Genomic DNA, 22229 nt, shown 5'->3' with positions numbered 1-22229 from the left:
ACTCGGTGCCGTGGCAGGGCGGCTCACCGGGCCACGGCTTGTTGGCTCGTGGTTTCTGGGGGCTCGGCTTGATGCCGCTCGGTCCCGGCTGGATGTGCCGCAGGTGTTGGTCGGCGGGCGGCGGCTGGTGGTGGGCCCGGGGTTCGGCCGACGGCTGGTGGGGGCAGCGAGTGGGCTTGTCTTGCGGCTCGCCCTTGACGGTGGCCACCCAAGTGGTCGAGCTGCCGCGTGTTCCGGCCGTGGCCGGCCGGAACACTTGCCCTCGGTTTCCGTACCCGGCGTTGCTGCCTCTAAAGCTGAGACTCACGCTGGCCGCAGGGCTTGCGGCTCGGCGTGTGGTTGCGGTGACCGCGATGGTCTTTAGTTCGACGACGGAGGAGATGGAGAAATCTGCTCTTTCACCGTTGCCCCGGCCGGTCGTGAAGGGTGAGCTTTTAAGACCTGGCTTCAAACACGAACGGGGTGGCTTGGCTTGTGGTTTTGCACAGGCTGGGTACGGGGCACTTCAGTGGCAAGCATCCGGGTCGCCCTGCGACCCGGATGCGCGGCAGCCCAGACGCAAGCCCGCGACCTACGGCCGTAAACCTGCGCGGGTACCTGAAGGGGCTTGAGGGGTACGGCCCGAACCGCGTCCACCGGCGTAGAAGCAGCCCCATCCCGAACGGCTCATGCCCTCGCCATCCTCTCGGGCAGGTGATGTCCGGGTGCCAGCACCGCCCCCAAAAAGCACCGGGGCCACCGGTGATGCTCCACCGGTGACCCCGTTCGATCAGCGTTCGATTGCGGTACGACTACCTCTACTTCACCAAGTTCCGCAGCAGCAGCGCCTCCGCCAGGCACACCCGCGCGAACTCACCCAGGTGCAGGCTCTCGTTCGGTCCGTGGGCGCGGGCGTCGGGGTCTTCCACGCCCGTCACCAGTACGGCGGCGTTCGGGAAGAGCTCCTGGAAGGTGGCGATGAAGGGGATCGAGCCGCCCACGCCGATGTCGACGGGACGGACCCCGTCCCAGGCCTCGGCGAAGGCGTCGCGGGCGGCGTCGTAGGAGGGGCCGGTGGCGTCGATGACACAGGGGTTGCCGCCCTGGTCGAGGCTCACGGTGACCTGGGCGCCCCAGGCGTTCTGGGACTCCAGGTGCGCCTTGAGGGCGGCGTAGGCGTCCATGTCCTTCTCGCCGGGGGCGATGCGGACGCTCACCTTGGCGCGGGCGTAGGGCTGGAGGGCGTTGGCCGACTCCTGGGCGCCGGGCGCGTCGATGCCGAGGACGGTCGCGGTGGGCTTGGTCCACATGCGCTCGACGATGCGGCCGGTGCCGATGAACTCGACGCCGTCGAGCATTCCGGCCTCGGTGCGCAGGCGCTCCTCGGGGTAGTCGAGGGGGGACGCCTCGGTGCTGACGAGACCGGGGATGGCCACGTCGCCGTTGTCGTCGTGCAGGCTCGCCAGGAGGCGGCAGAGGATGGTCAGCGCGTCGGGGACGGTGCCGCCGAACATGCCGGAGTGGACGGCGTGCGTCGAGGTGCGGACCTCGACGTAGGCGTTCACGATGCCGCGCAGGGACGTGGTGAGGGCCGGGTGGCCGATGTCCCAGTTGCCGGAGTCGGCGATGACGATGACGTCGGCGGCGAGCTCGTCGCGGTACTCCTCGATGAGCTTCTCCAGGGACGCCGAGCCGTACTCCTCTTCGCCCTCGACGAAGATCGTCAGGCCGACGGGGAGGTCCTCGCCCCAGGCGCGGACGGCCGCGATGTGGGCCATGACGCCGGCCTTGTCGTCGGCGACGCCGCGGCCGTAGAGGCGGCCGTTGCGTTCGACGACCTGGAACGGGTCGTCCTGCTCCCAGGCGGTGAGGTCACCGGCGGGCTGGACATCGTGGTGCGCGTACAGCAGGACGGTGGGCGCGCCCTCGGGCGCGGGCTTGCGGGCGATGACGGCGGGCTGGCCGGGGGTGCCGTCGGGGGCGGTGGTGGACACGATCCGCACATCGGGCATGCCCGCCCCGCGCAGCAGTTCGGCGACCGCGTCGGCGCTGTCGCGCACGTGCGAGTGGTCGAATCCGGGGAAGGCGACGCTGGGGATGCGGACGAGGCGCTCCAGGTCGGCGCGCACGCCGGGCAGCACCGCCTCGACAGCGGCATGAAGATCGATCATGGAGTCATCGTATGACCCGGCGAGATCCCTTGGGTCCCCACTGCCGGGCCCATTGGACGACCCAGTGGAGATGGTGGAGTTCGGCGAAGCTGCGCACGGGCACGCGCGTCACGTACGAGGCGTCGCGGTGGGAGACCTGGATCTTCACGTAACCGTCCACGCGCACCTCTTTGACCAGCCAGAACAGCATGGACAGGCCGAGGCTGAAGGGGATGCCGGCGAGCCCGGACAGGCGCGCCCACTCCGGTGTCTCCTCCACGTAGACGATCTTGTCGCCGATCCACCAGCGGACCTCGTTCAGTGGATACGCGCCCAGCGGGGTGTACACGCGGGCGTTGGTGACCCGGATCGGTCCCAGCAGGCCCACGTGGAACTCGGGGACCGGCATGGGCGCGGGGCGGTGCTGCGCGCGGCGGCGCGGCCTCGACGACGGGATGCCGGTGACGGGTTCGGGGAGCACGGGCTCCCGCCCGTAGGGGGCGGTGTCGAGCGAGAACTCCAGATCCGGGTCCTGCGGGTCGCGCCAGAGAGTCCTCATACCGCGGACGGTACCGACTCGTCCTCATCGGCGCGGTCCCCGATTCGTGCCGTTCGCTTGTCCCCTCGGGCCTCTTTCCGGGCCAGGATCACCAGCCCGATCGGGATGAGCCCGGCGAACAGCCACCACTGGTAGGCGTAGGCGAAGTTCTGCCAGCTGCGCTCCTGGGGCACCGGCAGCCCGGTGAAGCCCTGATCGGGCTCGTCGGGCGTGAGGTAACCGCCGGTGAGCAGGGGCAGGGCGACCTGCGCGGCGATCTGCTCGGGGTTGACGCGGCGGCCCTGGAGGACGCCGTCCTTCACCGCCACCTCGCCCACGGCGGTCTCGGCGGGCCGGACGCGGCCGGTGAGCGTGACCGTCCCGGACGGCGGCGCGGGCACCGTCGGCGGCTTCATGCCGTCGGCGGGTTCCACCCAGCCGCGGTCCACGAGGACGACGGTGCCGTCGGTGAGGGTGAAGGGGACCACGACCTCCCAGCCGGTGGAGCCGTTGACCGTGCGGCCGCGCAGGAAGACCTGCTTGGCCGGGTCGTAGCTGCCGGTGGCGGTGGCGTGGGTCCACTGATCATCTTTGGCGAGTCTCCCGCCCGGCATCACCTCGGTGAGGGGACGCGGGGCGGCCTCGGCGCCGTGCGCGACGCGGTCGTTGGCCTCGGCGCGCTCCTCGTAGCGCCCGTACTGCCATTGGGCGAGGAAGGCGCAGAGAATGACGGCCGCGATGCCGCCGACGATGATCCCCAGCCAGCGGGGCGTGGCGAGGAAGCGGTAACCGGTCGACGACACGGCGGGGAGTTTACGCCCCGGGCCTGATCGCCAAGCTGGCGCGCCCGGCGGGTGTGCGACCCGGTACAGCGGGGGTGGCCGGGCCGGGGCACTATGTAGTTCCCCGCTCACCCACGGAGGAGCCATGACGCACATCCCCCGCTTCGTCGTCGCCGCACCCGCTTCCGGGCACGGCAAGACGGCGGTCACCGTCGGGCTCCTGGCCGCGCTGAGCGCGCGGGGTCTCAAGCCGGCGCCGTTCAAGATCGGTCCCGACTACGTCGACTCCGGCTACCTGGGCCTGGCCGCCGGGCGCGTGGGCCGCAACCTCGACCCGCTGCTGACCTCGCCGGGCCTGGTGCCGCGCCTGTTCGCGCACGGCTCGCAGGGCGCCGACGTCGGCGTCGTCGAGGGCACCCTCGGCCTGTTCGACGGGCTGGGCGGGCGCGCCGACACCGAGAGCACCGCGCAGGTTGCGGGGATGCTGCGCGCGCCGGTCATCCTGGTCGTGGACTGCGGTTTCACCGGGCAGTCGGTGGCCGCGCTCGTGCACGGCTTCAAGAGCTACCAGGAGCACCTGTGGCTGGGCGGGGTCATCCTCACCCGCGTCGGCTCCGACCGGCACGAGGAGATCCTGCGGGAGTCGCTGGAGCCGGTGGGCGTGCCCGTCCTGGGCGTCCTGCGGCGCCGCGCGCAGGTCGTCCTGCCGCCCCGCCAGCACGGGCTGATGCCGGTCGCCGAGCGCTCGCTGGAGGCCGTCCGCGCCATCCGCCGCCTGGGTGAGCAGATGCTGGAGTCGGTGGACATCGACCGGCTCCTGGGCATCTGCCGTTCGGTGCCGCCGCTGACCGCCGAGGCGTGGTCGCCGGAGGAGGAGGTCGGCGAGCCCGTCTCCGAGGGGCCCGTGGTCGCCGTGGCCGGTGGGAGCCTGTTCAGCTACTCCTACGCCGAGCACGTCGAGCTGCTGGAGGCGGCCGGAGCGCGCGTCGCGGTGGTCGACCCCGTGCGCGACACCGTCCTGCCGGAGGGCACCTCCGCGCTGGTCTTCGGCGGCGGGTTCCCCGAGGGCTACCTGGACGAGCTGTCGGCCAATGAGCAGCTGCGCGAGGAGGTCGGCAAGCTGGCCCGCGCGGGTGGCCCGGTGGTCGCCGAGTCCGGCGGGTTCCTGTGGCTGACCAAGGAGTACGAGAACCGCCCGATGGTGGGCGTCCTGGACGCCGAGGCGCACCCCTCGTCGCAGCTGGTCCTCGGCTACCGCCGCGCGGTCGCCGCCGCGTCCAGCGTCATCGCCGACGCCGGGACCGAGGTCACCGGCCACAAGGCGCACCGCTCGACGGTCATGCCCCGCACCGGCGACAGCGCCGCGTGGGAGTGGGCGGGCGGCAGCCCGGAGGGCTACGTGTGGCGGAACGTCCACGCGTCCTACCTGAACCTGCACTGGGCGGGTCTGCCGGACGTGGCGCGGCGGATCGTGACGGCCGCCACCGAGACGGTCCTGGACTGAAACGGCGCGGCCCCACCCCTAGGGGCCGCCTCCCAGGGAATCCTCAGGAACGCTCTCCCTCTACGGAACGATCCCCGGTGCGGGCGGTGGCACTAGCGTCATAAGCGTGTCTGTCATCGCCACCGAGGAACTCACCAAGCGGTTTCCGCGGGTGACCGCCCTCGACCGGCTCACCGTAGAGGTGCCGACCGGGGTCACCGGCCTCGTCGGCGCCAACGGCGCCGGCAAGTCAACCCTGATCAAGATCCTGCTCGGCCTCGCCCCCGCCACGGAGGGCAGGGCCCAGGTGCTCGGCATGGACGTCCGGACCGACGGTCCGGCCATCCGCGAGCGCGTCGGCTACATGCCCGAGCACGACTGCCTGCCCGCCGACGTCTCGGCCACCGAGTTCGTCATGCACATGGCGCGCATGTCGGGCCTGCCCTCGACGGCGGCGCGCGAGCGGACCGCCGACACGCTGCGGCACGTGGGCCTCTACGAGGAGCGGTACCGCCCCATCGGCGGGTATTCCACCGGCATGAAGCAGCGCGTGAAGCTGGCGCAGGCCCTCGTGCACGACCCGCAGCTGGTGCTGCTGGACGAGCCCACCAACGGCCTCGACCCGGTCGGCCGCGACGAGATGCTGGACCTGATCCGGCGCGTCCACACCGACTTCGGCATCTCGGTGCTGGTCACCTCCCACCTCCTCGGTGAGCTGGAGCGCACCTGCGACCACGTCGTGGTCGTGGACGGCGGCAAGCTCCTGCGGGCGCAGGCCACGCGCGAGTTCACCCGCACCACCGGTGTCTTCACCGTTGAGGTCGACGCCCTGGCGGACGGCAGCGACGGCACCGACGAGACGCACCGCGCGCTGGCCGAGCTGGGCCTGCCGGTGGAGCGCGACGGGCGGCTCCTGCACGTCACCGTCGACGACGAGCGCGGCTACGACCTGATCCGCGACGCCGTGGACGGCCTGGGGGTCGGCCTGGTCCGGCTCCAGCAGCGCCGCCACCGCATCGCCGAGGTCTTCACGAAGGAGAACGCCGGTGTCTGAGTCCAACTTCGCCGGGCGCGGAACCGGCGTCATCCACGACATCGGCTACCGGCACTACGACGGGCGCCGGGGCGGGCGGCCGCAGATCCGCCGCGCGCTGTACGTCCAGAGCCTGCGGGGAGTGTTCGGGCTGGGCCGGGCGGCGCGGACGAAGATCCTGCCGTTCACGCTGGCCTCGTTCATGGTGCTGCCGGCGGTGATCCTGGTGGCGGTGCAGATGGTCATGGGCTCGACCACGCCGGTCCTGCCCTTCGCGTCCTACGCGATCGTGGTGCAGGCGATCCCGGCGCTCTTCCTGGCCGCGCTGGCGCCCCAGACGGTCTCGCGGGACCTGCGGTTCCACACGATGCCGCTCTACTTCTCGCGCCCGCTGACCTACAAGGACTACGTGGCCGCGAAGTTCGCGGGCATGACCTCGGCGCTGTTCATCCTGTTCGCCGTCCCGATCGTGGTCCTGTACGCGGGGGCGCTGCTGGCCAAGGCGCCGTTCCTGTCCAACACCGGCGACTTCCTCATGGCGCTGGTCGCGGCGGTGTTCCTCTCGGCGCTGCTGAGCGTGATCGGCCTGCTCATCGCTTCCCTGACGCCGCGTCGCGGCCTGGGCGTGGCGGCGATCATCACCCTGATGGCGGGCAGCTTCACGGTGGTCAGCGCCGTCCAGGGCATCACGACCGGCCTGGACCAGCAGGGCGTGGCCGCGTGGGCGGGCCTGTTCTCGCCGATGACGCTGTTCGCCGGGGCACAGGACCTGCTGCCGGGCGTGCGCTACGAGGGAGTCGCCGAGCCGTCCACGGCCGGGCAGGTCGTCTTCGCGATCGTGCTCCTCGCGCTCATCGCCGGCGGGTACGCCCTCCTCTCGCTGCGTTACAAGAAGGTGAGCTCATGACCGTCATCCAGGTCGACCACGTCTCGCGCTGGTTCGGCAACGTGGTCGCCGTCAACGACGTGACCATGACCATCGGGCCCGGCGTGACCGGCCTCCTCGGCCCCAACGGCGCCGGGAAGTCCACGCTCCTGCACATGATGGGCGGGTTCCTGTCGCCCTCGACCGGGACGGTCACCCTCGACGGCGCGCCCACCTGGCGCAACCAGGAGATCTACCGGCACATCGGGCTGGTCCCCGAGCGGGAGTCGATGTACGACTTCCTCACCGGGCGCGAGTTCGTGGTGGCCAACGCCGAGCTGTTCGGGCTCGCCACGCCCGGCGCCGACGCGCAGGTCGCCATCGACACCGTGGAGATGGAGTACGCCGCCGACCGGCGCATCGCCACCTACTCCAAGGGCATGCGGCAGCGCATCAAGATGGCCTCGGCGCTGGTGCACCAGCCGTCGGTGCTGCTGCTGGACGAGCCGTTCAACGGCATGGACCCGCGCCAGCGCATGCAGCTGATGGACCTGCTGCGCAAGATGGGCGCCGAGGGCCGCACGGTGCTGTTCAGCTCGCACATCCTGGAGGAGGTCGAGCAGCTCGCCCACCACATCGAGGTGATGGTGGCGGGACGGCACGCGGCCTCCGGCGACTACCGGCAGATCCGGCGGCTGATGGTCGACCGGCCGCACAAGTACACCGTCCGCACCAGCGACAACCGGGCCCTGGCCGCCGCGCTCATCGCCGACGCCAGCACCAGCGGCGTCGAGTTCGACCCGCGCGAGGACGTCCTGCACGTCCAGGCCGTGGACTTCGTCGGCTTCACCCGGCGCCTGCCGAAGGTGGCGCGCGAGGCCGGCATCCGCCTCTTCGAGGTCTCGCCGACCGACGAGTCCCTGGAAAGCGTCTTCACGTACCTGGTGGGCGCGCGATGAACCGCCCCACCCGAGTTTTGGAGCTCACGCCATGAACCGCACCATCGCCCGCCTGACCCTGCGCGGGCTGCTCTCGCCGCGGCGGCTGATGCTGCTGGCGCTGATCCCGCTGGTGCTGCTCGGCGTCGCCGTCCTGCTGCGCCTGCTGGTCACCGACATGCCCGTCGACCTCGGCGTCGGCGTGGTCTCGTCCCTGGCGATCGGGACGATGCTGCCGCTGGTCGCGCTCATCTGCGGCACCGGCGCCATCGCCACCGAGATCGACGACGGGGCCATCGTGTACCTGCTGGCCAAGCCGATCCCGCGGGCCACCATCGTGATCACCAAGTACGTCGTCGCGGTCGGCGCCACGATCCTGCTGGCGGTGATCCCCACGGCCCTGGCCTCGGTGATCCTGCTCGGCGCCGACGCCGGTCTCGTCGCCGGATACGGCGTCGCGGCCCTCGTCGGGGCCCTCGCCTACTGCGCGCTGTTCCTGCTGCTGGGCGTGGTCACCAAGCAGGCCGTCGTCGCCGGTCTCCTCTACGTCCTGCTGTGGGAGAGCCTCATCGGCGGCGCCGTGCCCGGCGCGCAGGCCCTGAGCATCCAGCAGTGGGCCCTGTCGATCGGCGCGAAGATCTCCGGGGACGGGCTGCTCAGCGCGGCCGTGAAGATGCCCGTCGGGGCGGCCCTGCTGGTCGCGGTGGCCGGCTTCGGGCTGTACTTCGCGATCAACCGGCTGCGGTCGCTGACCATCGCCGGCGACAGTTAGGCCAAGGGGGCAAGGGGAAGGCCCCGGCGCTTTCGCGCCGGGGCCTCATCGCGTTCGGACGTCAATGGCCGTAGGAGATGACGTTGCCCGGCTTCGTGAAGTACTTCTCGGGTCTCTCGTCCCCGTTCTGTTTCAGCGCCGCCGCCACGGCGTTGATCGGTTTCATCGAGTTCCCGTCGCCGACGGCGTGGAACGGGTTGTCCGGGTCGGCGATGAAACTGGCCGAGGCCAGGTAGGGCGTGAAGCCCACGAACCAGGCCGCGCGCGTCTGGTCGGTCGTACCGGTCTTGCCCGCCACGGGGTGGCCGACCTGGCGGTAGACGCCCGGGGCGGTGCTCCAGCCGCCGCAGCTGCCGCGGGCGGCGCCGTAGCCGGTCACGCAGCGGGCCGCGTCGGTGGCCGCGCGGGCGACCTCCTCGTCCAGCTCACGGTGGCACTTCGGGGAGCCCGACTCCAGCTCCTGGCCCTGCGAGTCGATGATCTTCATGACCGGCGTCGCCTCGCAGTAGATGCCGTCGGCGGCCAGCGTCGCGTACGCGTTGGCCATCTCCAGCGGCGTGGTGTCGGCCACGCCCAGGGTGAACGAGCCCCAGCCCGAGGACCGCGCCGGGTCGGCGAAGTACTTGTCGGTGGAGCTGCGCCAGCGCAGGCCCAGCCGCTCGGCCATCTTCACCGCCTTGTCCGCCCCGACCTGCTGGATGAGCTGCGCGAAGTAGGTGTTGACCGACTTCCCGAAGCCCGACCACATCGTCTGCGTGCCCGTCATCGCCTTGCTCGCGTTCGACGGGCACCACAGGCCACCGCAGGACGCCGGTCCCGACGCCACCGGGTAGCGCGTGGTCACCCGGTTGGGGGCGTAGATGCGGTGGTCGAGCTTCTTGCCGTCCTCCAGCGCGGCCAGCATGGTGAACATCTTGAACGTCGAACCCGCCTGGTACCCGGCCAGCGTCCCGCCGCCCATCAGCGCGTTCACCGTGTTCGGGTAGTTGCCGCGGACGCCGTCGGCGCGCGCGATCGGGTTGGAGTGGTCGAGGTTGCCGCTCTGGTCCAGGCTGAACGTGCGGTTCACCGCCATCGCCGTCACCCGGCCCGTCCCCGGCTCGACCGTGGTCACGCCGAGGGCGAACTTGCTGTTCTTCGACTCGCTCTTGTCGACCGACTTCTGCGCGGCCTCCTGCGTGTCCGGGTCGAGGGAGGTGATGACGGTGTAGCCGCCCCGGCGCAGGTTGTTCTCGCGCTCGCGCGGGTTGTCCCCGAAGGCCTTCTGCTCCCGCCACCAGTGCCGGACGTAGTCGCAGAAGAAGCCGTAGCCGATGTCCTTGCCCTCGGGGATCATGCAGGAGTTGATCGGGTCGCGCAGGTCCAGCTCGATCTTCTCGCCCTTGAGCGTCTCGGCCTCGGCCGCCGGGACGTTCCCCTGCTTCACCATCTGGTCGATGACGTAGTTGCGGCGGTTGGTGGCCGCCGCCTTGTCGTTGGCCGCCGGGTCATAGGACGACGGGGCCTGCACGAGCCCGGCGAGCATCGCCGCCTCCGGCAGCGTCAGGTCCCGCGGCGACTTCGAGTAGTAGATGTAGGCGGCGGCGTAGATGCCGTAGGCGCGGTGCCCGAAGTAGACCTGGTTGAGGTAGCGCTCCAGGATCTGCTGCTTGGACAGCTCCTTCTCGATTTGCACCGCCAGCCGCATCTCGCGGATCTTGCGCTCCGAACTGCGCTCGGTGGCCGCGAAGACCTGCTCGGCGGTCTTCGCCGACTGTTTCAGCGCCCCGCGCACGTACTGCATCGTCAGCGTCGAGGCGCCCTGCGAGACCTCGCCCGCGCTCCGGTTGGCCGTCACCGCCCGCACGATGCCCTTGAGGTCGACGCCGTTATGCGTGTAGAACCGCGCGTCCTCACTGGCCACGATCGCCTGCTGCATCACCGGCGCCACGTCCGACAGCGGCACGTACCGGCGGAACTCGTCGTAGAACATGCTCAGCAGCGTCTTGCCGTCATTGGCGTAGACGTAGGTCGTCTGTGGCGGCGGATCCATCGCGAGCGTCTGCGAGACGTTCTGCAGATGATCCACGCTCGACTTCAGCTGCAACCCGCCGAACGCCACCAGCGGGAAGACCATGACCGCGACCAGAAGCCCCGCGATGACCCCCACGCGAACCAGACTGCGCAGCCCGAGGGCGGCCCCCCGCGCGCCTTTGCGAATCCCCTCCAGAGTCATGGGAAAGACGCTAGGACACCTCGGACGAAAGAGTGCCGTAACGCGCCAAGTGGGTGAGAATGGATCATCCGGACAGGTGGTGAGCCCGCCCCCGCACCCACCCGCCAAGATCCCCGCCCGACTACCCTCGACCTGTGAACCTCTACCCCCTCGGCCTCCGTCTCGCCGGCCGTCGTGTCCTCGTCGTCGGCGGGGGAGTGCTCGCCACGCGGCGGGTGGCGGGGCTGCTCGACGCGGGCGCGCACGTGGACGTCGTGTCGCCGGTGGTGACGCCCGCTCTGCAGGACCTCGCCGACTCGGGCCGGCTCGGGTGGCACGGGCGGGCCTTCGCGCCCTCCGATGTCGATGACGCGTGGCTGGTGCTGGCCGCCACCGATGACGCGGCGGTGAACGCGCAGGTCTCGGCGCGGTGTGACGCGCTGCGGGTGTTCTGCGTGCGCGCCGATGACGCCGCGGAGTCCACGGCGTGGACTCCGGCGGTCGCGCGGCATGAGCCGGTGCTGGTCGCGGTGTTCGGCGGTGGTGATCCGCGGCGGGCGGCGCGGTTGCGCGACGACATCGCCGAGCGGATGGCCGACGGGTCGCTGGCGGCGAAGGCGCACCGGGGTGTGGCCGGTGGGCGGGTGACGCTGGTCGGCGCGGGTCCGGGCGACCCGGAGCTCATCACCGTCAAGGGCCGCCGGGCGCTGGCCACGGCCGACGTGGTCGTGGTGGACCGGCTGGCGCCGCACCTGTTGCTGGACGAGCTGCGGCCCGAGGTCGAGGTCTTCGACGCGGCCAAGATCCCGCACGGCCGCTACGCCGCGCAGGAGACCATCAATGAGTACATCGTCGAGCGGGCGCTGGCCGGGCGGCACGTGGTGCGCCTGAAGGGCGGCGACTCGTTCGTGTTCGGGCGGGGCGGTGAGGAGGTCGCCGCGTGCGTCGCGGCGGGGGTTCCGGTCACCGTCGTGCCGGGGGTGACGAGCGCCATAGCCGCGCCGGCGTCCGAGGGCATCCCGGTGACGCACCGGGGTGTCGTCCACGAGTTCACGGTGGTCTCGGGGCACGTGCCGCCGGGGCACCCGAAGTCGCTGGTGAACTGGCCGGCGGTGGCGGGCATGCGGGGCACGCTGGTGCTGCTGATGGCCATCGAGAACCTGCCCGCGATCGCCGCCGAGCTCATCGCGGGCGGCAAGGACGAGCACACGCCCGTCGCCGTGGTGGCCGACGCCACCACCGGCCACCAGACGGCCGCCCGCGCCACCCTCGGGACGGTCGCCGAGCTGGCCCTGCGCCCGCCGGCGACGGTGATCGTGGGTGACGTCGTGAGCCTGGATCTGTGGGCGAAAGGAACGGTTCGGTAAAAGTCCGCATCGACGCCTGGCAATGCCTTGCGTGGCCTCGGTAGGCTGCGGCTCGTCTGTTTTTCCGCGCGTGTCCTGGGGAGGACGGCCGATCATGCCCGGCGCCGCCGTACGAAAGCTCAAGAGCAAGGGCGCGGTGATAAGCCTCGTCACCACGATCGGGCTCATCGCCGCCATCGTGGCGACGCTGCTGGGCGCCGGCTTCTTCAGCCAGGCCGCCGCCACCAACGACGCCGCCGCCTGGCTGTGGACGTCCACCACCGGTGAGCTGTCGCACGTCAACGGCGACAACGGGCGGGTCGACATCCGCCAGCCCGTGCCCGACGCCAAGGGGCACGACGTCGAGGTCGTGCAGACCGACAACCAGATCCTCCTGCGGGACCTGAGCACCGGCCGCGTCAACGCGATCGACCCGGCCACCCTCCAGATCACCGGCACCGCCGAGACGCCCCCCGGCAAGGGCGTCAACATGGCCCTCCACGACGGCAAGGCGTTCATCGTCGACACCGTCCAGGGCGTCGTGCGGCAGGTGGACCCGGTCTCGCTCCAGGCCATCGGCGAGCCCCTGCGCTTCGCCGCCGGGCTGTCCGGCGGTGTCTTCGACAATGACGGCAAGCTCTGGTTCGCCGTCTCCAAGGAGGGCACCCTCGTCTCGGTGAAGCCGGGCGAGGAGGGCAAGGCCGCCGCCGTCGACAGCACCCACGGCGTCGCCGAGCCGCAGCACCAGCTGATCATCTCGGTCCTGCGCAAGGGCGTCGCCGTCCTCGACACCACCGGCTCGCAGCTCACCACCGTCGACGGGCAGGACGTGCGGAACGTCCCGGTGACCCTCGGCGGCAGCGCGATCATGCCGACCGCGACCGACTCCACCGTCCCGACCATCACCGTCACCGACGGCCGCCGCGTGCTGGCCGTCGACGGCACCAGCGTCCAGGAGATCCCGGTGCCCGGCGACGGGCCCGACCTCGGCGCGGCCGTGGAATGGTGGGGGCGCATCTACGTCGCCGACAACGCCACCGACAAGGTGTACGTGTTCAACCGCGACGGCTCCATGGCCGACTCCCTCGACATCCCGGCCGGTGACGGCCCGATCGAGATGCAGGCCAATGACGGCTTCCTGTTCGTGAACGCCCCGCACTCCAAGAACGCGCTGGTCATCGACGAGGGCCACAAGGTCAAGCCGATCGACAAGGGCGTGGGCGGCGTGCTCGGCGCCGAGGTCCCGCCGGAGGAGAAGAAGGAGACCCCGCCGGAGAAGAAGGAAGACGCCCCCGGCGCTCCCCGCAACGTCAAGGCGGTCCCCGGCGACGGCAAGGCGACCCTGAGCTGGGACGCCGCGCCCAACAACGGCTCGGCGATCCTCAAGTACGTCATCGAGGGCATCCCGGGCAAGACCTTCGAGGTCGCCGGTAACCAGCAGGTCTACAAGATCACCGGGCTGGAGAACGGCACCGAGTACCGGCTGACCGTCTACGCGGTCAACGCCCTCGGCAACGGGCCCAAGGCCAAGTCGAACCCGGTGGTCCCGACCGCCTCGGTCCCGGACGCGCCGAAGTCGGTCGACGCCGTGGCCAAGCCCGACGGGACCGTCGAGATCAGCTGGCCCGAGGCCGACGGCCAGGGCAACAAGATCACCGGCTACAAGATCGACTCGGTCGGCGCCGGTGGCGCCTCCCAGCCGGTCGGCGAGACCGGCGGCGAGACGAAGCTGGTCACCGAGCCCGGCAAGCTCGCCTACGGGCAGCAGTTCGCCTTCACGGTGACCGCGATCGCCGAGAGCGGCGCGGCCTCCGAGCCGTCCCCGCTCAGCCCGACGGTCGTGCCGTTCACCAAGCCCGGCGCGGTCCAGGGCCTCCAGGCGCCCACGGTGTCCTCGCAGAAGGGCCAGGCCCAGGCGTCCTGGTCGCCCGCCGCGGCCAACGGCAGCGCGATCACCGGCTACAAGGTCACCGCGTCCAACGGCTTCAACCAGACGGTCACCGGCACCTCGGCGACCATCACCGGCATCCCCGACGGCACGACCGTCACCGTCACCGTCGTGGCGATCAACCAGGCCGGTGAGGGCGACCCCGCCAACACCACCGCCCAGGCCGTCGGGCAGCCGACGGTGAGCATCAGCGGCCACTCCGCCAACACCAACAGCCTCACGGTGAACTTCTCCGCCAGCGGCAACGGCGGCGACCTCACCTGCACCGCCACCATCAACGACAAGTCGGCCAGCGGCAACTGCGGCCAGCTCACCATCGGCGGGCTGCGCGCCAGCAGCGGCTACACCGTCAAGGTCACCGTGTCCAACGCGGCCGGCTCGGCCGAGGCGACCCGCGACGTGGTCACCGACAAGCTCTCCGGGACCGTGACCTGCAAGAACTACGGCACCGGCGACACCGCCACCTACTGCAACAACGGCATCAACACGTACTCGACGCCCAGTCAGAACGGCAACAGCAAGGGCAAGCTCCAGCACGGCACCCGCGCCGACGCGCTCTGCAAGGCCGGTGGCGACAAGGAGCTCTTCGCGTACGGCTACAACAACGACAAGAAGAGCTCCCTCTGGATCAAGATCAACAGCGGTGGTGGCGAGGTTTACATCCCCTGGGTCTGGTTCAACCTGGACTCCGGCGATAACACTGGACTCCTCGCAGACTGCTAGCCGGAGGATTCAGTGAGTCAGCCCCTCTCCCCACAGGAGGCCCAGGCCTTCGCCGACCTCTTCGACCGGCTCGCCGGGCAGATCGGCCAGATCGTGCTCGGCAAGCCCGAGGTCGTCCGGCTCGCCCTGGTCGCCCTGTTCGCCGAGGGGCACGTCCTCCTGGAGGACGTGCCCGGCACCGGCAAGACCACGCTGGCGCGCGCCATCGCCGCCAGCGTCCACGGCCGGTGGCGGCGCGTCCAGTTCACCCCGGACCTGCTGCCCTCCGACGTCACCGGCGTCACGATCTTCAACCAGGCCAGCCGCGAGTTCGAGTTCCACCCCGGCCCGGTCTTCGCCAACATCGTCATCGGCGACGAGATCAACCGCGCCTCCCCCAAGACCCAGGCCGCGCTGCTGGAGGTCATGGAGGAGAAGTACGTCACCGTCGACGGCACCCGCCACCCCGTCCCGCAGCCGTTCCTCGTCGTCGCCACCCAGAACCCGGTGGAGATGGACGGCACCTACCGGCTGCCCGAGGCGCAGCTCGACCGCTTCCTGATGAAGCTCTCGGTCGGCTACCCCACCGAGGACGTCGAGGTCGAGGTCCTGCGCGGCGCCGTCCACCGCTCGCCGGAGGACCTGCGCCCGCTGGTCAACACCGACACCGTGGCGCTCATGGCGCAGGAGGCCCGGCGCACCTACATCGCCGACCCCCTGTACACCTACCTCGTGCGACTGGCCGCCGCCACGCGCGAGCTCCCCGAGGTCCGCGTCGGGGTGTCCCCGCGAGGCGTCATCGCGCTGTCGAAGGCCGCGCGGGTCTACGCCCTGTCCGCCGGGCGCACCTACGTCCTGCCCGAGGACGTCAAGGCGCTCCTGCACCCGGTGTTCGGCCACCGCGTCCTGCTGTCCCCCGACGCCGCCATGCGCGGCGTGACCACCGCCGAAGTCCTCGACCGTATCGCCGCGCAGGTGCCGGTGCCCGTCCCCAGCAACGCCTGACATGGGACTGGTGACCGGCCGCGGCTGGGGCCTGGCGGTCTCCGGCGCGCTCATGTTCGTCCTCGGCTACTGGCTCGACTACACCGAGCCGGCGACCGTCGGCGGGGCCGCAGTGACCGCCTTCGTCGTAGCGCTGCTGGTCGCCGGCTGGCGCCCGAAGCTGACCGTGACGCGCAGCGTGGAGCCCGAGCGCGTCGAGCGCGGGCAATCGTGCCGGGTGGCCCTGAGCGTCCGCAACGACGGCCGGTTCCGCGCCGTCAGCATGGTCGCCTACGACTCCATCGACGACGTGCGCGTGGCCGTGCCCCTCCAGCGGGTGCGGCCCCGCAAGGAGGCCGTGGTCGAGTACGACGTGCCCACCCACCGGCGCGGCGTGTTCACCCTCGGGCCCCTCACCGTCGGGCGGCGCGACCCGCTCGGGCTGGTCAAGCTGTCCCGCTCCTACGGCGACACCGGCACCGTGTGGGTGCACCCCGTCGTCCACCCCCTCTACACCTCGCCGCAGGGCGTCGCGCGCAGCATGGACGGGCAGTTCGACCGCGTCGAGCACGGCTCCCTGACCTTCCACGCGCTGCGCGAATACGTCATCGGCGACGACCTGCGCCACGTGCACTGGCGCACCTCCGCGCGCATCGGCGAGCTCATGATGCGCGAGAACGTCGACACCTCTCTGCCCCGCGTCGTCGTCCTGCTGGACGACCGGCGCGGCTCCTACCGCGGCGAGGGCTTCGAGACCGCCTGCGACGCGGCGGCCTCCATCATCGTGGCCGCCCTGCGCGAGGGGCTGTCCATCGCGCTCGCGCTCACCTCCGGGGCCGTCGTGGCCGCCGGTGGCCGCGACGACTACCTTGACGCGCTGGCCGAGGCGCGCCCGAACGAGGACGAGAACGCCCTGAACGACACCGTCGTCCGCCTGCGCCACCAGCGCCTCGGTGACACCCTCATCTACCTCACCGGCTCCGGCCGGCCCCTGGAGACGCCGCAGCTGGCGTCCCTGCGCGGCGGGCACCCGGCGCTGCTGGCGGCCGTCCTGGGGCCGGACAACCCGGGCCACACCACCGTCTCCGGCATCCCCGTGCTGGGCGCGGCCGACGGCGCGGAGTTCGTGGCCGCCTGGCACGGGGCGGGCGCCTGGTGAACCGGCTGAGGGCCTTCGCCGTCCCGCTCACCCTCGTCGGCACCATCGTCATGGCGGGCAGCGCGCTCGGCCGCATCTACGTCAATGAGCTGCTGGTCTACCTCGTCGCCGGGGCCGCGGTCCTGTCGGTGACGGTGGGCGCGCTGCTGCGCAACCGCAGCGCCGCCCTGCTGCCGCCGATCCACATCGCGCTGCTGTTCGGGTACACGATCCTGTGCGTGCGGTTCACCGCCGGGCGGGCCACCGTCGACGGGACCTTCACCGACATCTACCTCGACGCCGTCCGCAACAGCGTGCCGCGCCTGCTGACGTCGATGATCCCCGTCGAACCGCAGCCGGACACCGTCCTGGTGCCGGTCGTGGCGACGTGGGCGGTGGGCCTGCTGGCCGCCGAGTTCGGCGTCCGCTACCGGCGGGTGCTGCTGGGGTACCTGCCGCCGGTGGCGCTCTACGGGTTCTCGCTGTACCTGGTGGGTCCCAACGCGGCCGGTTCGGTCTGGTACGGGCTCGGCTTCGCCGGGCTCGCCGGGCTCGGGCTGGCGGCCTCGGCGGTGGAGCCGGAGACCGAGGGGACGGTGATCCGCGCCGACCGCAAGGTCCGGATGCGCGCGATCACCACCGGCGCCGCCGGTGCCGCCGTGCTGATCGCGGCGGTGGCCGCGCTCGGGCCGCTGGCCGGGGGAGCGGTGACGGGCAAGCCGTCCGACCCGCGCGAGTACGTCGTCCCGCCACAGCTCACCGACGTCGACAGCAACCCGCTGATCCGCATGTCGGGCTGGGCGCAGAACCCCGACCAGCCCCTGTTCAGCACGAAGATGTCGGCCGACGCGCGGCTGCGCCTGGCCGTCCTGAGCGACTACGACGGCGTGACCTGGAAGATCGGGCAGACCTACCGCGCGGCCGGTCGCGTGCTGACCCCGCCGGACAGCACCGTCGCCCCGACCAGCGAGATCACCCAGAAGATCACCATCGGTGAGCTGACCGGGCGGCTCACGCCCTCGGTGCCCGACCCGGTCCTCGTCGACGGCATGCGCGTCGCCTACGACAAGGAGACCGGCACCCTCATGAACCCCGCCGGGCTCGTGCGCGGGGAGACCTACACGGTCACCTCGCAGCTCCCGGCGCCGCAGGTGAACAAGCTCGCCACGGCCTCGGTCGGCTCCGGCGAGCCCGTCGCGCGGTTCCTGGCGCTGCCCGGGCAGCTGCCCGAGGAGATCACCCGGCTCGCCGAGTACATCACCGAGCAGGGCGGCGGTCCCTACCAGCGGGCCACGAACCTGGAGACGTTCCTGTCGACGCACTACGCGTTCAACGCGAAGGCGGCCAGCGGGCACTCCCTGCCGAACCTGAAGTTCTTCCTGGGCACGCCCCCGCGCGGCGGCGGCCAGCAGGGCACCTCCGAGCAGTTCGCGGCGGCCTTCGGCGTCGTGGCGCGCAAGGTCGGGCTGCCCACGCGCGTGATCGTGGGCTTTCGGTCCAGCGCCGGGGACTACACCGTGCGCGGCGGCGACGCGATCGCCTGGCCCGAGGTGTACTTCCAGAACATCGGCTGGGTCGCGTTCAACCCCATGCCGCAGCCCGACGAGACGATCACCCCGCCCGAGGACGAGATCAAGCCGCCGGAGGAGACCAAGCCGCCGTCCTCGTCGGCGCCGCCGCAGAACTACGACGACCCGGCCGCCAGCGCGCCCTCCGACAGCGGGCAGGCCGCGCCCGGGGCGACCTCCTCCCAGGGCGGCGCGATCCCGGCGTGGGTGTTCGCGGCGGGCAGCGCGGCGGTGATCCTGCTGGCGTGCGTCATCACCGTGCTGACCATGAAACGCGCGCGGACGCAGCGGCGCCTGTGGACCGGTGACGCCGCCGCGCGGGTGCGCGGGGCGTGGCGGGAGACCTATGACGCCATGCGGCAGGCCAGACGGCGGCCACCGCCCTCGCTGACCGCGACGGAGGTCGCCGGGTACGCCACCGAGGCCCTCGGCGGGCGTCCCGGGCCGTCCCTGGCGTCCCTTGTGGACGCCGTCAACGAGGTCACCTTCGCGCCCGCGGCGGTGCGCCCGGAGAGCGCCGAGGCCGCCGCGCGGGCCGCGCAGGCCTACACGGCCGCGCTGCGGGCGGCCCGGCCCGGCTGGCGGCGTCTCCTGTGGACGCTCACCCCGCGCCCGCTGTTCTGGACCGACGCGCCACTGCCGAAAACGGACCGGTGACGGGGAGGGGCCCGGGCGATACCCTCCCCCTCATGACCGACCCCTTCCTGAGCCTGCACGCGCGCGCCCTCGCGCGCACCGACGACCTCGTGCGGACCGTCTCCGCCGCCGATCTGGACCGCCCCACGCCCTGCGCGGACTGGACCCTGGCCCAGCTGCTGGCGCACATGGTGGGCCAGAACAACGGCTTCGCCGCCGCCGCGATGGGCGAGACCGAGGACCGCACGGTGTGGGCCGACAAGCCCGTCCGCCACGACGCCGGGGGCGTCTACGGCACCTCGGTGAAACGCGTGGTCGGCGCGTTCAACGAGCCGGGCGCGCTGGACCACCCGTGGCTGATCCCGCCGATCCGCGAGGACCGGCCCTTCCCCGGGCGGGCCGCGGCGGGCTTCCACCTGCTGGACTACGTCGTCCACGGCTGGGACGTCGCGGCGGCCATGGGCGTGCCGAGCGGCTTCGACGCCGAGGTGCTGGCGGCGGTGCTGCCGCTGGCGGAGGAGGTGCCCGACGGCGCCGACCGGCAGCGGCCGGGCGCGCTGTTCCGGCCCGCGCTGCCGCCCGGGGACGGGGAGGCGCTGGAGGCGATTCTGCGCATGCTGGGGCGGGATCCGGGGTGGCGGCCCTGAGAGCTCGACGGTTACGATCCGCAGACGCCGGGTCCACCGGCGATCTGCCCGTCATGGCGCTCATGCCCGAGCGTCCCTTCACCGCTCATGCCCGAGCGCGTGCGCCCATGCCCGACCGCGGAGGTACCTTCCGTGTCCAAGGTCATTGCCCGACCTGTCCTTTTACTCGTTCTCACCGTCATCACCTCCTTCGCGCTGCTCCTGCAATCCGCGCCCGCCGGCGCCGCCGTCTGGTACTGGTACAAGCCCGGCCACCCGATGAACATCGCCGGGGCGGGCTGCACTGGCTCGTGGGCCCTGCGGGGAAGCGACGGCATGTTCTTCCTGACCGCCGGTCACTGCGCGAGCGGTGTCAACGCGGTGGTCAGCGGGACCGACACCCGCTTCGGCTTCGTCCGCCGCAACGAAGACCCTTCGATGGACGCCCTGCTGGTGCAGCCCGACTCCGGCGTCGACGCCTACCAGATCGTCGAGGTCAACGGCATCACGGTCGGCCGGACCACCGGCATGGTGCACAACTGGAGCCTCACACCGGGAACGGTCGTCTCCAAGGGCGGCCGGACGACCGGGATCACCAGCGGGACCATCCGCGTCCAGTCGACGTGGGACGGCCGTGAGCGCGTCTACTGCGGTGATTACGCCGCCTGCGCGGGTGACTCGGGCGGCCCGGTCTACCAGAAGGCGGGTTCGTCGGTGCTGGCCGTCGGCGTCCACGTCGGCAGGCAGCGGCAACCCAGCGGTGTCCTGTATTCCTGCTTCATCTCCATCGACGACCTGCTCGCCCGTTTCGGGGCGTGGCTGCCGGTCTTCTCCGGGTAGCTACGACCTGCTCGTGCACGCCTGGTTGGAGCGCGGCACCGAGTCGATGGAGTAGAGCGCGCCGACCATGAAGCAGTAGTTCGCCTCCGGGTTCAGCCCGGAGATGGTGGCCGTGGTGGTGCCGGCCGTGATGGTCTGCATCGCCTCGGCCGCCTCGCCTTTGCGGCCGCCGAAGATGATGAACGAGAGGGAACCGGCGCTGGGGTCGCCCCAGGACAGGCGGACGCCGTTCTGGTCGTCGGTGACGATGGTGAGGTCGCTGGGGGGCGCGTCGAAGCTGGACAGGCCGACGGTGCCGTCCACCTTGGGCGGGTCGTTCGCCTTGTCGCCGCCCTTGAGGCCCGGGACCACGAAGACGATGACGCCGATGAGCACCACCAGGGCCAGGACCGCGCCGGTCAGGCCGAGGATGAGGGGCGCGCGGCTGCCCTGGGACTCCGGGGCGTGCGCCGGCACGGGGGACGGCGCCGGTGGGTGAGCGGGTGGCAGGGTGGGCGCGACGGCGGGTCCGGGCGGGCCGACGCGCATGGTGCCCTCGGGCTCGACCGGCGGCGGCGTGTAGGGCTGGTACGCCTGCGGCCGGGGGGCCGGTGGCGAGTAGGCCGGGGGAGGCGGCGGTGGCGCGTAGGCGGGCGCGGCGGCCGCGAAGGGGTCGGTCGGGGCGCCGGGGTGCCGCGTGGGCGTCGTCGGGAAGACGAAGGCGGTCATCTCGTCGTCGGTGGGGCCCGCGGGGGTGGCCACGGACGCCGCTCCGGCCGCGCCGGTGCCGATCGCGCCGTAGGAGTGCCGCCGCAGCTCCTCGGCGAAGGCGTAGGCGCTCTGGTGGCGGGCCGCGGGGTCCTTGGCCAGGCCGCGCGCCAGGACGCGCTGGAGCCAGTCGGGGACGTCGGCGCGTGGCACCGAGGGCGCCAGCGAGTACTCCACGCGCTGGCGGAACTCGTCGGGGTCGGTGCGCCCGTTGGGGTTGGAGAAGGGCCCGCGGCCGACCAGGAGGTGCCACATGGTCGAGGCGAGCGAGTACACGTCCGAGGCGGGGGACTGCTCGTCGCGGCGCAGGGCCTCGGGCGCGGAGTGGAGGGGGGTGAGCTTGTCGATGGTGCCGGTGGCGGCCAGCTCGTCGGCGGCGCGGGCGATGCCGAAGTCGGCGAGGGCGGGACCGAACTTGGTGCGCAGGATGTTCTGCGGCTTGACGTCGCGGTGCAGGATCGACACCGAGTGCGCCGCGTGCAGCGCCTCGCCGATCTTGACGCCGACCTCGACCACGTCGGCGACAGGCAGGGGCCCGTTGGCCTTGAGGATCTGCGAGTACGAGCCGCCCTCGCAGTACTCCATGACGATGTAGGGCTGCCCGCCCATGGTGGTGCCGGTGTCGATGATGGAGACGATGTGGGGGTGCGCCGACAGCGCGACGGTGGTCTCCAGCTCCTTGGCCACCGAGGCGTGGGTGGTCATGACCTCGTCGACGCTCAGGACCTTGATGGCGACGTCCCGGTCGAGCCGTTCCTGCCTGGCCTTGAAGACCAGTGCGGTGCTGCCGTGCGCGATCAGCTGCAGATCGCGGTAGCCGGGGATGTCGGGCCCGGCCGCCAGGTTTCCGGTCAAGGTCGTTGCTCCATTCGCGCCCTCGGCAGGGTATCCCACCCGTCAAGGCGGCGACGAATGTCCATCTTTCGATGTGATGGCCGGTTGGCGGGGCCGACTACGTTT

17 protein-coding genes are annotated in these 22229 nt (G+C 71.6%); 12 read left to right on the top strand and 5 right to left on the bottom strand.

Translation table 11 applies throughout. The annotated features are described in order from the left end of the window. Nucleotides 1-797: 797 nt before the first annotated feature. Genes QSK10_RS04235 through QSK10_RS04225 form a run of 3 tightly spaced genes read right to left on the bottom strand, consistent with a single transcriptional unit; the run spans nucleotide 798 to nucleotide 3470 of the window. Nucleotides 798-2150, bottom strand: coding sequence for a dipeptidase (locus QSK10_RS04235; RefSeq protein WP_285661246.1), 1353 nt, complete (start codon nucleotides 2148-2150; stop codon nucleotides 798-800). Between the two features lie 4 nt (nucleotides 2151-2154). After that, entirely contained in the window at nucleotides 2155-2688 is a 534-nt protein-coding gene (locus tag QSK10_RS04230; protein ID WP_285661245.1) for a hypothetical protein, read from the bottom strand. Beyond that, nucleotides 2685-3470 carry an SURF1 family cytochrome oxidase biogenesis protein gene (locus QSK10_RS04225; RefSeq protein WP_285661244.1) on the bottom strand — a complete coding sequence of 262 codons (786 nt, stop codon included), beginning with the start codon at nucleotides 3468-3470 and terminating at the stop codon, nucleotides 2685-2687. The genes QSK10_RS04230 and QSK10_RS04225 overlap by 4 nt, the downstream gene beginning before the upstream one ends. 124 nt (nucleotides 3471-3594) lie before the next feature. Between QSK10_RS04225 and QSK10_RS04220 the strand changes: the two genes are divergently transcribed. The 5 genes from QSK10_RS04220 to QSK10_RS04200 all read left to right on the top strand — a co-directional run bounded on the left by QSK10_RS04220 (nucleotide 3595) and on the right by QSK10_RS04200 (nucleotide 8540). Beyond that, complete coding sequence (locus tag QSK10_RS04220; RefSeq protein ID WP_285661243.1) at nucleotides 3595-4953, top strand: cobyrinic acid a,c-diamide synthase CobB; 1359 nt, start codon at nucleotides 3595-3597, stop codon at nucleotides 4951-4953. A 106-nt stretch (nucleotides 4954-5059) separates the two neighbouring features. Further along, complete coding sequence (locus tag QSK10_RS04215; protein ID WP_285661242.1) at nucleotides 5060-5986, top strand: ABC transporter ATP-binding protein; 927 nt, start codon at nucleotides 5060-5062, stop codon at nucleotides 5984-5986. Then, nucleotides 5979-6872: an ABC transporter permease gene (locus tag QSK10_RS04210; RefSeq protein ID WP_285661241.1), complete on the top strand. Its 894-nt coding sequence runs from the start codon at nucleotides 5979-5981 to the stop codon at nucleotides 6870-6872. Before QSK10_RS04215 ends, QSK10_RS04210 begins: the two co-directional genes overlap by 8 nt. Further along, on the top strand, nucleotides 6869-7789 hold the full coding sequence (locus QSK10_RS04205) for an ABC transporter ATP-binding protein (protein ID WP_285661240.1): 921 nt from the start codon (nucleotides 6869-6871) through the stop codon (nucleotides 7787-7789). The genes QSK10_RS04210 and QSK10_RS04205 overlap by 4 nt, the downstream gene beginning before the upstream one ends. Before the next feature lie 31 nt (nucleotides 7790-7820). Beyond that, entirely contained in the window at nucleotides 7821-8540 is a 720-nt protein-coding gene (locus tag QSK10_RS04200; RefSeq protein WP_285661239.1) for an ABC transporter permease, read from the top strand. Nucleotides 8541-8601: 61 nt separating this feature from the next. On the opposite strand, the gene QSK10_RS04195 is transcribed toward QSK10_RS04200, so the two are convergent. Further along, a complete protein-coding gene (locus QSK10_RS04195; protein WP_285661238.1) occupies nucleotides 8602-10755 on the bottom strand; it encodes a transglycosylase domain-containing protein in 2154 nt (717 codons plus the stop codon). Nucleotides 10756-10889: 134 nt separating this feature from the next. Here QSK10_RS04195 and cobA point away from each other — a divergent pair, with 134 nt between their 5' ends. The 7 genes from cobA to QSK10_RS04160 all read left to right on the top strand — a co-directional run bounded on the left by cobA (nucleotide 10890) and on the right by QSK10_RS04160 (nucleotide 20522). After that, entirely contained in the window at nucleotides 10890-12101 is a 1212-nt protein-coding gene (cobA, locus tag QSK10_RS04190) for a uroporphyrinogen-III C-methyltransferase (protein WP_285661237.1), read from the top strand. Nucleotides 12102-12195: 94 nt separating this feature from the next. Continuing rightward, the gene (locus QSK10_RS04185) at nucleotides 12196-14751 is read left to right on the top strand and encodes a fibronectin type III domain-containing protein (RefSeq protein WP_285661236.1); all 2556 of its coding nucleotides are present in this window, start codon (nucleotides 12196-12198) and stop codon (nucleotides 14749-14751) included. Between the two features lie 12 nt (nucleotides 14752-14763). Further along, on the top strand, nucleotides 14764-15735 hold the full coding sequence (locus tag QSK10_RS04180; protein WP_285661235.1) for an AAA family ATPase: 972 nt from the start codon (nucleotides 14764-14766) through the stop codon (nucleotides 15733-15735). 1 nt (nucleotide 15736) lies between these two features. Next, the gene (locus tag QSK10_RS04175; protein WP_285661234.1) at nucleotides 15737-16873 is read left to right on the top strand and encodes a DUF58 domain-containing protein; all 1137 of its coding nucleotides are present in this window, start codon (nucleotides 15737-15739) and stop codon (nucleotides 16871-16873) included. Further along, nucleotides 16870-19077, top strand: a complete 2208-nt coding sequence (locus tag QSK10_RS04170) for a transglutaminase TgpA family protein (RefSeq protein ID WP_285661233.1) — start codon at nucleotides 16870-16872, stop codon at nucleotides 19075-19077. Before QSK10_RS04175 ends, QSK10_RS04170 begins: the two co-directional genes overlap by 4 nt. A gap of 32 nt (nucleotides 19078-19109) precedes the next feature. Next, entirely contained in the window at nucleotides 19110-19703 is a 594-nt protein-coding gene (locus QSK10_RS04165) for a TIGR03086 family metal-binding protein (RefSeq protein WP_285661232.1), read from the top strand. Between the two features lie 132 nt (nucleotides 19704-19835). Then, nucleotides 19836-20522, top strand: a complete 687-nt coding sequence (locus QSK10_RS04160) for a trypsin-like serine protease (RefSeq protein ID WP_285661231.1) — start codon at nucleotides 19836-19838, stop codon at nucleotides 20520-20522. On the opposite strand, the gene QSK10_RS04155 is transcribed toward QSK10_RS04160, so the two are convergent. After that, nucleotides 20523-22124 (bottom strand): serine/threonine-protein kinase, encoded by a 1602-nt coding sequence (locus QSK10_RS04155; protein ID WP_285661230.1) that lies wholly within the window; start codon nucleotides 22122-22124, stop codon nucleotides 20523-20525. Nucleotides 22125-22229: the final 105 nt, after the last annotated feature.

The organism is Actinorhabdospora filicis, assembly GCF_030269765.1.
GTDB lineage: Bacteria > Actinomycetota > Actinomycetes > Mycobacteriales > Micromonosporaceae > Actinorhabdospora > Actinorhabdospora filicis.
The sequence above is the reverse complement of the archived record's forward strand: the minus strand, read 5'-3'. Positions and strand labels throughout refer to the sequence as shown.

Bases quoted from the DNA above. Each gene is read 5' to 3' on its own strand.
- QSK10_RS04235 (WP_285661246.1), bottom strand. From the start codon at position 2,150: ATGATCGATCTTCATGCCGCTGTCGAGGCGGTGCTGCCCGGCGTGCGC.
- QSK10_RS04230 (WP_285661245.1), bottom strand. From the start codon at position 2,688: ATGAGGACTCTCTGGCGCGACCCGCAGGACCCGGATCTGGAGTTCTCG.
- QSK10_RS04220 (WP_285661243.1), top strand. From the start codon at position 3,595: ATGACGCACATCCCCCGCTTCGTCGTCGCCGCACCCGCTTCCGGGCAC.
- QSK10_RS04205 (WP_285661240.1), top strand. From the start codon at position 6,869: ATGACCGTCATCCAGGTCGACCACGTCTCGCGCTGGTTCGGCAACGTG.
- QSK10_RS04200 (WP_285661239.1), top strand. From the start codon at position 7,821: ATGAACCGCACCATCGCCCGCCTGACCCTGCGCGGGCTGCTCTCGCCG.
- QSK10_RS04195 (WP_285661238.1), bottom strand. From the start codon at position 10,755: ATGACTCTGGAGGGGATTCGCAAAGGCGCGCGGGGGGCCGCCCTCGGG.
- QSK10_RS04185 (WP_285661236.1), top strand. From the start codon at position 12,196: ATGCCCGGCGCCGCCGTACGAAAGCTCAAGAGCAAGGGCGCGGTGATA.
- QSK10_RS04175 (WP_285661234.1), top strand. From the start codon at position 15,737: ATGGGACTGGTGACCGGCCGCGGCTGGGGCCTGGCGGTCTCCGGCGCG.
- QSK10_RS04165 (WP_285661232.1), top strand. From the start codon at position 19,110: ATGACCGACCCCTTCCTGAGCCTGCACGCGCGCGCCCTCGCGCGCACC.